Source organism: Devosia sp. (genome assembly GCF_039927955.1).
In the GTDB taxonomy this organism is placed as follows: domain Bacteria; phylum Pseudomonadota; class Alphaproteobacteria; order Rhizobiales; family Devosiaceae; genus Devosia.
In genome coordinates, this window is the sequence record NZ_JBDSUA010000018.1 from 90,502 (window position 1) to 102,038 (window position 11,537).

An 11,537-nucleotide genomic window follows, 5' to 3' on the forward strand; every position below is an offset into this window, starting at 1 on the left:
TATGTGGCAACGTTGCAACAGCCGAATCTGGCGTTTCGTGTATTCTATGCGGCTAGCTACCGCTTAGCTGCTTTCTTCTACGCCAATTTCGTCGGCATTGGGGAGGCGCTCAAACGGGCAGCGGCACGTTCTCCTCTGCGCTATCTTGCGGGTGTATCGAGGGCGTCATCCAAAATTGAAACGATCGGTCTGGTTTATCCAGCGGCCCAGTCTCGTCACGCCTTGTCAGCAAGGTTTGACCGCTTTGTGCCCCGATCAACGCCCGGGGGCGCCGATGGTTACGTCGTTGTTGAAGTGGTTTGAATCGCGACTCAATCCCTATCCGGTCAGCGAGCCCGGCGAGCCCCCTAAGGGCCTGCTGGCATTCTGCCTCTATTACGCCCATGGCGCCAAGAAGTGGCTGGCGCTGATGGCTGTCACCTCGGCGCTGATCGCGGCGGGTGAAATCATGCTGTTCGGCTTTATTGGCGATGTCGTCAATTGGCTGGCCGAGGCCGATCGCACCACCTTCCTGCAAACCGATGGCTGGAAGCTCGCCCTCATGGGCAGCGTCGTGCTGATCGGTCTGCCGGGCCTGATGATCCTGTCCACCATGACCATCCATCAGACCCTTTTGTCGAACTTGCCGCAGCGCATCCGCTGGATGAGCCATCGCTACCTCATTCGTCAGTCGATGAGTTATTTCCAGGACGAATTCGCCGGCCGCATTGGCGCCAAGCTGATGCAAACTTCGCTCGCTGTGCGCGAAGTGGTGATGAAGCTGCTCGATATGCTGGTCTATGTCGTGGTCTATTTCAGCGGCGCCGTGCTGCTGGCCGCCACCACCGATTGGCGTCTGGCCGTGCCATTCCTGGTCTGGTTGGTCGGCTATGTGTCGATGATGCGCTATTTCATTCCGCGCCTGGGCAAGGTTGCCGAACAGCAGGCCGATGCCCGCTCGCTGATGACCGGTCGCATTATCGACAGCTATACCAATATCGCCACGGTCAAGCTGTTCTCCCATTCCAACCGCGAGGAAACCTATGCCCGCGAGGCCATGGATGGTTTTTTGGACACGGCCTACCGGCAGATGCGCCTGTTCACCGTGCTCAACATCATGGTCAACATCTCCAATTCGCTGCTGTTCTTCGCCGTTGCCGCCACCGGCATCTGGCTCTGGCTGCAGGGCGCGATGAGCCCTGGCGCTTTGGCTGTGTCGCTGGGCCTGGTCATGCGCTTTTCCGGCATGAGCCAGTGGGTGATGTGGGAAATGTCGGCCCTGTTTGAAAACATCGGCACGGTGCGCGACGGCATCTCGTCGATTTCGCTGCCGCGTCTGGTGTCCGACCAGTCCAGCGCCCAGCCGATCGGCACTGTCACCGGCGATATCGTCTTCGAGGACGTATCGTTCCATTACGGCAAGGCCAGCGGCGTTATCGAGGGTCTGAACCTGCATATCCGTCCGGGCGAAAAGATCGGCCTCGTCGGCCGTTCGGGCGCGGGCAAGTCCACCATCGTCAATCTGCTGCTGCGCTTTTACGACCGTGAAAGTGGCCGCATCCTGATCGATGGCAAGGACATTTCCGGCGTCACCCAGGACTCGCTGCGCGCCAATGTCGGCGTGGTCACGCAGGATACGTCCCTGCTGCACCGCTCGGTCAGCGACAACATCGCCTATGGCAAACCCGACGCGACTGAAGCCGATATCCGCCACGCCGCGGAACAGGCTGAAGCCGATGGCTTCATCGCCACGCTGGGCGACCCCAAGGGCCGCAAGGGCTATGACGCCCATGTCGGCGAACGCGGCGTCAAGCTCTCCGGCGGCCAGCGTCAGCGCATCGCCATCGCCCGCGTCCTGCTCAAAAACGCACCGATCCTGGTGCTCGACGAAGCCACCTCTGCTCTCGACAGCGAAGTGGAAGCGGCGATCCAGAGTCAGTTGCAGTTGCTGATGCACAACAAGACCGTCATCGCCATTGCCCACCGTCTCTCCACCATCGCCATGATGGACCGGCTGGTGGTGATCGACGGCGGCGCCATTGTGGAGCAGGGCACCCACGCCGAACTGCTGGAACACAACGGCGTCTATGCCAGCCTGTGGCACCGCCAGTCCGGCGGCTTCATCGACGCCGATCTCACCGAGGAGGCGGCACAATAACTTTCTCCCTTCTCCCCTTGTGGGAGAAGGTGCCCGAAGGGCGGATGAGGGGTCAGCGATGGTTGGATAGCCATAGCTGACTGAACCAACCCCTCACCCGTCTCGGCTCCGCCGATCCACCCTCGCCCACAAGGGGAGAGGGAAGGAAGAACACCCCACCAACCCAAAAGGACCACCCAAATGGATATCATTGAAACCGCCAATGCTCAGACCGCCACCGCAACCAAACCCGTGGAACGATGCCGACCCTGACCTGAGCCAAGCATCGCCGGAACAGCCGATACCGGTTTTCCGACCAGCGATGCGACCAAGTGACTCCGTCAGGCGCGGCTCGCAATATCGAGCAACACCATGTTCAATCGCGTCATCGACTTTTTCGACAATCTCTATTCGCCCGTAGCGCTCGCCGAAAACCGGCAGCCCCCGCTGGGCCTTAAGGCCTTCGTCGCCTATTTTATCGGCCAGTTCCGCGTTGCCTTCGGCATCCGCATCGTGCTTGTCGCCATCGGCTCGGTTGCCGATGCGATGATGCCGGTCTTTGTCGGTATCGTTGTTGGCCTGTTGGCCACCACGCCGCCCGGCGAGATGTTCTCGGCCAACTGGCGCATCTTCCTGGTCATGATCGCCGTGGTGGTCATCGTTCGTCCGCTGACCTTCCTGATGGATACGCTGATCCGCAACCACGGCATCGTCCCCAATCTGGTCGATCTGGTGCGCTGGCAGAGCCACTGGCACGTGATCCGTCAAAGCTGGACCTTCTTCCAGAACGACTTTGCCGGCCGCATCGCTAACAAGATCATGCAGGCCGGTGAAGCCATCGAAATCGGGGTGAACCTCACCATCGATGCTGCCTGGTACGCGACCGTGTTCGTGGTCGTCGCCATCATCGTGCTGGCCCGGCTCGATCCGGTGTTATTGGTGCCGATCGGTGTATGGCTGCTGTTTTATGCCATCCTGTTTTCCATCACCATGCCGCTGATCGCCAAGTATTCCGAGGACCTGTCGGAATCCAAATCGGTGATGACCGGCCGGATCGTGGACAGCTACACCAATATCCAGACCCTCAAGACCTTCTCGACCGGCGAGCACGAAGACCTCTACGTCGCGGATTCGATCAACGACCACGCCATCTCGTTCCGCAAGTTGATGCGCGTGTTCACCTATATGTGGTCGATCCTGTTCATGCTCAACGCCGCTCTGGTGGTCTCGGTCACCTGGCTGGCACTGACGGGTTGGAACAACGGCACGCTCAGTGCCGCCGCCGTGGCAACGGCCATTCCGTTTGCGCTGCAGATCATGAATATGAGCGGCTGGATCCTCGAGATCGGCTCCAACATCTTCCGCCAGGTCGGCAATGTCCGCGACTCGATGGATACCATCGCCCAGCCGCTGACCATGCTCGACAAGCCCCAAGCCAAGGCGCTGGCGGTCGACAAGGGCGAGCTGGTTTACGACAACGTCAGCTTCAACTACTGGCGCGGCAAGACCGGTTCAGTGATCGATAATTTCAACCTGCGCGTCGCGCCGGGCGAGAAAATTGGTCTGGTCGGTCGCTCCGGCTCCGGCAAGTCGACGCTGGTCAATCTGGCCTTGCGCATGTTCGATGTGCAGGACGGCTCGATCCGCATCGATGGGCAGGATGTGCGCGACGTGACGCAGGAAAGCGTGCGCGCCGCCATCGGTCTCGTCAGCCAGGATACCTCCCTGCTGCACCGCTCGATCCGCGAAAATCTCAAATACGGTCGCCAGTCCGCGACCGATGAGGAGATGTTCCGGGCCGCCCAGCAGGCCAAGGTGCATGACGTCATCATGGCCCTGACCGATCCCAAGGGCTTTGCCGCCTACGACGCCCATGTCGGCGAACGCGGCGTAAAACTCTCGGGCGGCCAGCGCCAGCGTGTCGCCATCGCCCGCGTGCTGCTCAAGAACGCGCCGATCCTGGTGCTTGACGAAGCCACCTCCGCCCTCGATAGCGAAGTGGAAGCGGCGATCCAGGAACAGTTACAGACCCTGATGCAGAACAAGACCGTGATCGCCATTGCCCATCGCCTCTCCACCATCGCCTCGATGGACCGGCTGGTGATCCTGGAAAAGGGCCAGATCGTCGAGCAGGGCACCCACGCCCAGCTCCTCGCTTCGGGCGGGCACTACGCCGATCTATGGGAACGCCAGTCCGGCGGCTTCCTCGATCTGGATGCGGTGGCACAATAGCCGGTTCGGGGCAGAACGTGCGGTTGATCTACCCTCGCCCCTTGTGGGCGAGGGACAGCAATTCTGCGTTCAGCAGACTTGCTGGGTGAGGGGTGCGATGCTGGTAAATGGCGCTTTGTTGCGGCATCGCACCCCTCCCTTCGGGAGCAGGCCTGTTTACCGTGGACTTCTGCGTAGGGCCGTCGAAATCCCGGGAATGACACCGAGTGTGGGCCCGCGGATCACAGCATCGCTTTGGCAAAAATCCGATAGCATTCTAATCAGCGCCATCATTTTGCCGCGCGCCGGCGCAACCAACTGGACTGGCGCTGGTTGCGTGATAACGCTGCCGCGCACATCTCCGGACGGTTCATGAGTCTCTTTTCTCCCCTGCATCGCATCTTTGAACATTGGATCGATCCGTTCCGCTCCAAGACCGACTTGCAGCCGCCAAATTCGATGCTGCGGTTTTTCTGGCACTATATCAGCCAGGCCAAGCTGCCGTTTCTGGCGCTGCTGGCGTTGGGCGGCGCCGTAGCTTTGGTCGAGGCTTCGCTGTTTTATTATGTCGGGCGCCTCGTCGATATTCTTGACGCGTCCGACCAGGCCGCTGGCTGGGGCGGCATCGTCGCCAGCAATGGTCGCGAGCTTGCCATCATGCTCGTCGTGGTGCTGGTGATCCGCTTCATCATCACCTGGCTCTCAGCGGTGGTTGAAGAACAATCGGTTAATCTGGGTTTTTACAATCTGGTTCGCTGGCAGGCCTATGCCCACGTCATTCGTCAGAACCTGTCGTTCTTCCAGAACGATTTTGCCGGCTCCATCGCCTCAAAAGTCTGGCAAAGCGGCGCCGCCGTCGGCGATTTCATGGTGGCGCTGCTGCAGGTAGTCTGGTTCATCGCTGTCTATGCCATTGCCACGCTAGTGCTGGTGGGCCAACTCGATTGGCGCCTCGCCGCCGCCGTCAGCCTGTGGATCGCCATCTTTGCCGGGCTGGCGCGGTACTATGTGCCGAGGATGCGCAAACGCTCCGCCCTCGCCGCCGAAGCCGGTTCGGCGCTCACCGGGCGCATCGTCGATAGCTACAGCAATATCCAGACCCTCAAGCTGTTCGGCAGCGCCGATGAGGACGATCGCTTCGTGCGTCGCGGCTTTGACAGCTTCATTGCGGCGATGACGGCGTTGGCCCGCACCCTGGTCGGCGTCCGCACCTCCATGGGCATGCTGTCGGGCGTGATGATCGCCGCCATTGCCGCGCTATCGATCCATCTGTGGAGCGAAGGCCTGATCTCGGTCGGCGGCGTCGCCTTCACCCTTGGCCTGGTGCTGCGGCTTTACAACCTGCTGGGCCGCATGATGACCCAGCTCAATGGCCTGATGCGCAACTACGGCACCGCCCAAAACTCCGCCGAACTCATCGCCCGTCCGCTCGGCCTCGTCGATATTCCGAACGCCAAACCGCTGTTGGTCGACAAAGGCCGCATCAGTTTTGAAGCCATCCAGTTCCACTATGGCAAACCGTCCGGCGTCATCGACAATCTCGATCTGACAATCCAGCCCGGCGAGCGCGTCGGTCTTATCGGTCGTTCCGGTGCCGGCAAATCAACGCTGGTCAACCTGCTGCTGCGCTTTTACGACCTGCAGGGCGGTCGCATCACCATCGATGGGCAGGATATTGCGCAGGTCACCCAGTCCAGTCTGCGCGCCAATATCGGCGTCGTTACCCAGGATACCGCGCTCCTGCACCGCTCGGTCCGCGCCAATATCGTCTTCGGTCGCCCCGAGGCCAGCGACGAGGAAATGATCAGCGCCGCCCAGATGGCTGAGGCCGACGAATTCATCGCCAATCTCTCGGATTTCAAGGGGCGCAACGGCTACGACGCCCATGTGGGCGAACGCGGCGTCAAACTCTCCGGCGGCCAGCGCCAGCGCGTCGCCATCGCCCGGGTCCTGCTCAAGAACGCCCCGATCCTGATCCTTGACGAAGCCACTTCCGCCCTCGATAGCGAGGTCGAAGCCGCCATTCAGGAACAGTTGCACACGCTTATGGCCAGCAAGACCGTGATCGCCATCGCCCATCGTCTGTCCACCATCGCCGCCATGGACCGGCTGGTGGTGCTCGACAAGGGCCAGATCGTGGAGCAGGGCACCCACGCCCAATTGCTGGCCGCAGGCGGCCACTACGCCGATCTCTGGGAACGTCAGTCTGGCGGCTTCCTCGATCTGGAGCCCAAAGTCGCGCAATAATTGACTTAGTGCGAGGCGCGCATGCCCTGCGCGGCAGGGCCGCCCAATTGCACCCGTTCGCGCGCATAGTGATCGAGCACCAACTCTTCGCTGATCGGGCGGCTGAACAGATAACCCTGCATCAGCGTGCCGCCCAGCGCCAACAGCACTTCAAGCTGTTCTTCGGTCTCGATGCCTTCGAACACACAGGCAATGCCCAGGTTGCGGCAGAGATCTACCGTGGTCTTGACAATAGCCCTGCTGGCCGGGTCGTTGCACACTTCGGCGACGAAACTGCGGTCGACCTTGATCCGGTCCAGCGGCAATTTCTGCACATAGGTCAGGCTCGAATGGCCGGTGCCGAAATCGTCCAGTGCAATGCGCGAACCCAGCGACAGCAGCGTCAGCAGCGCCGTATTGGCCTGCTTCAGGTCGCGCATCACCGCGGTTTCGGTGATTTCAAAATCCACCCGGCACGGCGTCATCCCGCTTTCGCGCACCATTGCGGCAATCGCCTCGATCGCCGTCTGCGAGCCAAGGTCATGCGCCGATAGATTGACCGACAGGCGCAGCGGCTTGGGCAATTGCGCCGCCACCAGCAGCGCCTTGCGCAGTACCGTCTGGGTAATCTTGGAAATGATGCCGGTGCGTTCGGCCAGCGGAATGAACTCGCCCGGTGAGACTTCCCCGAGCACCGGACTGCGCCAGCGCGCCAGCACTTCGTAGCCGATGGTGCGGTTGAGCGCGACATCGAACTGGGGCTGGAACATGATGTAGATTTCGTCGTCCAGGTTACAGGTTAGCAGCGCATGCTCCAGCGAACGCACCTTGCTGATCTTGGACTCGTGGGCTTCGGAAAATACCACGCAGCCGCCGCGCTGGTCTTCCTTGGCCACGAATGATGCGTAATCCGCGCGGTCGTAGATTGTTTCTGCGGTATCGCCGACACGCGACGAGGCAAAGCCCACCGAAGCGGTAATGCGCACATTGACGCCGGGAAAAGTGAATGGCTGGCGAATGGTGTCGCACACTGTCTTGCCGCAGGCGGTCAGCCGGCTGTCGGGCACCGGCCCCTCCATCACCAGCGCGAACACGTCGCCACCAAGGCGGGCAATAAAGGTGGTTGGGCTGCGGATTGCCATCAGGCGTGCACCAACCTCGACCAGCAACCTGTCGCCGCTGACATGGCCGAAAATATCGTTGACCGATTTGAAGCCATCGAGGTCCATCCGGCCCACGGCGATCTGCCGGCCGCTGATTTCTGCCTCGGCCAGCATCTTCTCCAGCGTCGCGAAAAACTGCAGCCGGTTCGGCAGCCCGGTCAGGCTGTCGTGATGCGCCAACCGGTAGTTCTCGTCGCTCAGCTTTTGCGTTTCCACCTGCGAGCGGACCATGTCGCGGCGTGAATTGACCAGTTCGGCAAAATTCCGGTTGGTATTGAGCAGGATCATGATCAGCGCGCCCACAACCAGCAGAAAGTTGAACGCCAGCGCCACGAATACTGGATTGCCGGATATGAAAAAGAACAGGCAGAATGGCACGCCCACCGTGATCGCCACGATCAGCGCCGCGGCACGCAAATGCAGCAGGCTGAAGAAACACGCAATGGTGGTGATGCCGATGTAAAAGGCGATGTGGGACTGCTGGAAGGCATTGCCGTAAGGATAAAGGCTCAGCGCCCACCCCGAAAAGCTCAGGCCCAGAAACCCGGCGATGATTACCATGGTGCGCAACAGCCGCAGCGCCCGCACCTCGTCCAACACGCGGTTGCGGGTACGCCACCACAGGATCATGCGGCCAATGCTCAAAGCCGTCAAAACGGCCGGGATATAAATGCTCAGCAATGGGGGGGCGACCGACAGGTGCGTCGCGGCCAGCGCCAGGCTGTTGATCACCAGCATGCCGTACATCATCGGGATGTGCCGGGACAGCGCTCGCGCCTGCGAGCGGATCAGTTCCGGATTGTCGGTGGGGATCGATAACCCCCGCCGGATACCCTCCAGCATAGACATTCTGTCATTCGCCCCATCGTCAACGTTCACGGTAGCCGTACAAATCCTAATGGAACGGTAAATCCACTCTGAAATAGCCCGGTTTCATCTAATTTTGCCTTATCAAAGCCGGTTTGGCCAATAAATCAGCTTTTGCATCGTTACAATTTAACAACTTAAGCGGTTTAGTAATCTGTGTTTTTGGCTTGTTTCGCCATTGGAAGTCGGTCGCTGACGCGCTAGAAACGAGCCGAAATCGATTGCGATGGCCCATGGCCGCGTGGTTCGTTCGTCGTTAAAGCACTGGGCGGCGCTGCACCAAACCGGCGTCCACGGGGAGGCAAACTTGGCCAAGACAGTCGCGCCGGAAGGCGCCATCACATCCTATTCCGCGCTTGATCTGGGCGGGCAGTTCGCGTTGTCCTCGCCTACCCATAAGACCAGGCCAAAGATCACTTTGCCTGGCGATGTGCATTCGGCCCTGCTGGCCAACGACGAAATCCCCGATCCATATTTCGGCACCAACGAAAAGGCGGTGATGTGGGTCAACGAAACCGCCTGGTCGGTCGAACGCCAGTTTACCGCGGCTCCGGATCAGATCGATGGCTATCTGACGCTGACACTGTCCGAGATCGACTGCATCGCCACGGTGTTCCTCAATGGCGAAGCCATCGCCGCCGCGCAGAATTCGTTCATTCGCTACGATATCGATGTGACCGGCAAGGTCCACGCCGGCACCAACACCCTGCGCATCGAGTTCGGCATCGCCCAGGATGTGGCCAAGGCCCGCGCCGACGCCCACCCGTTCCCCATCCCCTTCACCTATAATTACCAGACCAACGGTTTGAAGGGCATTCATATGAACTTCATCCGCAAGGCCGCATGCCATGCCGGGTGGGACTGGGGCATCTGCCTGATGCCGATCGGCGTCTATGGCACCATGAGCCTGCGCAAGTCGCGGCTAGCGCGTCAGGAAAGCGTGCAGGTCGATCAGGCCCACGGCAAGAAAACCGCCGAACTCTCTATCAAGACTCGCGTCTTCGCCTTTGCCCACGGCGAGATCGAACTGACCCACACTATCGATGGCCAGGTCATTGCCGACAAGGTCGCCGTAGCCAAGGGCGACAACGTCTTCATCCACAACGTCACTATCCACGATCCAAAACTCTGGTGGCCAGCCGGGCAGGGCGAACAGCCGCTCTACGAGTTGACCACCGAACTGGATGGCGAAAAGACCACGCGCCAGATCGGTCTGCGCCAGCTCGAATGGATCATCGAGAAGGACGAAATCGATCATACGTTCAAATGCCGCGTCAACGGTCGCGACATCACCATGATGGGCGCCAACTGGATTCCTGCCGACGCCATCCCGTCGCGCATCACCCCCGGCGTGATCCGCGATCTGCTGCTCAGCGCCAAGGCCGCCAACATGAACATGTTGCGCATCTGGGGCGGCGGCCAATACGAACCCGATTACTTCTACGACCTATGCGACGAGCTGGGCATTCTGATCTGGCACGATTTCATGTTCTCGTGCATGAGCTACCCGTCAAATCGCGAATTTCTCGCCGATGTGCGCACTGAAATCACCCAGCAGGTCCGCCGCCTCAGCCATCACGCCTGTATCGCTTTGTGGTGCGGCGATAACGAAGTCATCGGCTCGCTCACCTGGTATCCCGAAACCAAGGCTGCGCCCGAACGCTACGTCGCCAATTACGACCGCCTCAATTCCATGCTCGGCTACATCGTGGAGGACGAAGACGCGGCCCGCCGCTTCTGGCCGTCCTCGCCATCACTGGGCTACATGGATTTTGCTGATGGCTGGCATGCTGATACCCGCGGCGACACCCATTATTGGGACGTCTGGCATTCGGCCAAGCCGTTCGAAGCCTATCGCACCATCAATCCGCGTTTTGCTTCCGAGTTCGGCTTCCAGTCCTTCACCTCGATGAATGTCATCGAGGGCTTCACCCGGCCCGAGGATCGCAATCCATCCTCGCCAGTGATGGAAGAGCACCAGCGCAACAATGGTGGCAATGCCCGCATTCTCGAAACCATGGCCCGCTATTTCCGTTTCCCGGCCAATTTCGATCAGATGGTGTTCCTGTCCCAGATCCAGCAGGGTCTGGCGATCAAGACCGCCATCGAATACTGGCGCTCCACCAAGCCGCGCTGCATGGGCACGCTGTTCTGGCAGATCAACGATATCTGGCCGGTCGCCTCGTGGTCGAGCCTTGATTACGGCGGGCAGTGGAAAATCCTGCAATACATGGCCAAGCGCTTCTATCTGCTGGTCAATGTCGTGGCCGTGCCAAGCCCCGACAAAACCAGCATTGCCTTCAAGGGCATCAACGACACCGCCAAGCCGGTCTCGATCCAGCTCGAAGTCCGTGCGGTCAAGTTTGGCGGCGGCGACCGCGTCGTCTTCTCGGGCAATTGCGCCATCGGCTCCGACGCCGCCATCGAGGTCAAATCCCTCGCCAGCGCCGATCTGGCCGAAGACGAATTCCTGTTCTTCTCCTGGAAGGACGCCAAGGGCAACCTGCTGGGCGAGAACGACTTCTTCCCCAGGCCCTACAAGGCCTATGACGTGCCCCAGCCCAGGATCAAATCCACCTGGTCAACCGTCGACGACCAGCCCGTGTTAACTCTCAGCACTGACAAGCCGGCCGTCTTCGTCACCGCCACCGTCGATGTCCCCGGCTATTTCTCCGACAACGCCGTAACCCTGCTACCCGGTCGCGAAACCCAACTCACCTTCACCCCCCGCCACGGTGCGAAAGTAGCGGCGGCGGAGTTGAAAAAATCGCTGAAGGTAAGGAATCTGGCGGAGACGTTTTAGCCGCTAGATCGCCACCACCTCCCCACAAGGGGGAACTGTTTACCTACGATCCTTTTTGGATTCTTGTGCTGTGCAAGTGATTTGCTCAGGAGGATGGGATGGATTGTCCCCGGTGTGGTGGTGCGCATCTGATCAGGCGCGGTTTCAAGTC

The 11,537-nt window shown here is 60.3% G+C and carries 6 protein-coding genes; 5 read left to right on the plus strand and 1 reads right to left on the minus strand.

The window, feature by feature from the left end:
* The first annotated feature begins 3 nt into the window (after positions 1–3).
* The 4 genes from ABIT12_RS06010 (at position 4) to ABIT12_RS06025 (ending at position 6,574) form a co-directional block, all read left to right on the plus strand.
* On the plus strand, positions 4–303 hold the full coding sequence (locus ABIT12_RS06010; protein ID WP_348042105.1) for a hypothetical protein: 300 nt from the start codon (positions 4–6) through the stop codon (positions 301–303).
* The gene (locus tag ABIT12_RS06015; protein WP_348042106.1) at positions 275–2,137 is read left to right on the plus strand and encodes an ABC transporter ATP-binding protein; all 1,863 of its coding nucleotides are present in this window, start codon (positions 275–277) and stop codon (positions 2,135–2,137) included. Before ABIT12_RS06010 ends, ABIT12_RS06015 begins: the two co-directional genes overlap by 29 nt.
* A 351-nt stretch (positions 2,138–2,488) precedes the next feature.
* The gene (locus tag ABIT12_RS06020) at positions 2,489–4,348 is read left to right on the plus strand and encodes an ABC transporter ATP-binding protein (protein ID WP_348042107.1); all 1,860 of its coding nucleotides are present in this window, start codon (positions 2,489–2,491) and stop codon (positions 4,346–4,348) included.
* A 351-nt stretch (positions 4,349–4,699) separates the two neighbouring features.
* The gene (locus ABIT12_RS06025) at positions 4,700–6,574 is read left to right on the plus strand and encodes an ABC transporter ATP-binding protein (RefSeq protein ID WP_348042108.1); all 1,875 of its coding nucleotides are present in this window, start codon (positions 4,700–4,702) and stop codon (positions 6,572–6,574) included.
* A 5-nt stretch (positions 6,575–6,579) separates the two neighbouring features.
* Here the strand turns inward: ABIT12_RS06025 and ABIT12_RS06030 are convergent, their stop codons facing one another.
* On the minus strand, positions 6,580–8,565 hold the full coding sequence (locus tag ABIT12_RS06030) for an EAL domain-containing protein (RefSeq protein ID WP_348063308.1): 1,986 nt from the start codon (positions 8,563–8,565) through the stop codon (positions 6,580–6,582).
* A gap of 325 nt (positions 8,566–8,890) precedes the next feature.
* On the opposite strand from ABIT12_RS06030, the gene ABIT12_RS06035 reads away from it, so the two are divergent.
* The gene (locus ABIT12_RS06035) at positions 8,891–11,386 is read left to right on the plus strand and encodes a glycosyl hydrolase 2 galactose-binding domain-containing protein (protein ID WP_348042110.1); all 2,496 of its coding nucleotides are present in this window, start codon (positions 8,891–8,893) and stop codon (positions 11,384–11,386) included.
* Positions 11,387–11,537 lie beyond the last annotated feature (151 nt).

Coding starts and splice junctions, on each gene's coding strand:
- ABIT12_RS06025 (WP_348042108.1), top strand. CDS start 4,700: ATGAGTCTCTTTTCTCCCCTGCATCGCATCTTTGAACATTGGATCGAT.
- ABIT12_RS06015 (WP_348042106.1), top strand. CDS start 275: ATGGTTACGTCGTTGTTGAAGTGGTTTGAATCGCGACTCAATCCCTAT.
- ABIT12_RS06020 (WP_348042107.1), top strand. CDS start 2,489: ATGTTCAATCGCGTCATCGACTTTTTCGACAATCTCTATTCGCCCGTA.
- ABIT12_RS06030 (WP_348063308.1), bottom strand. CDS start 8,565: ATGTCTATGCTGGAGGGTATCCGGCGGGGGTTATCGATCCCCACCGAC.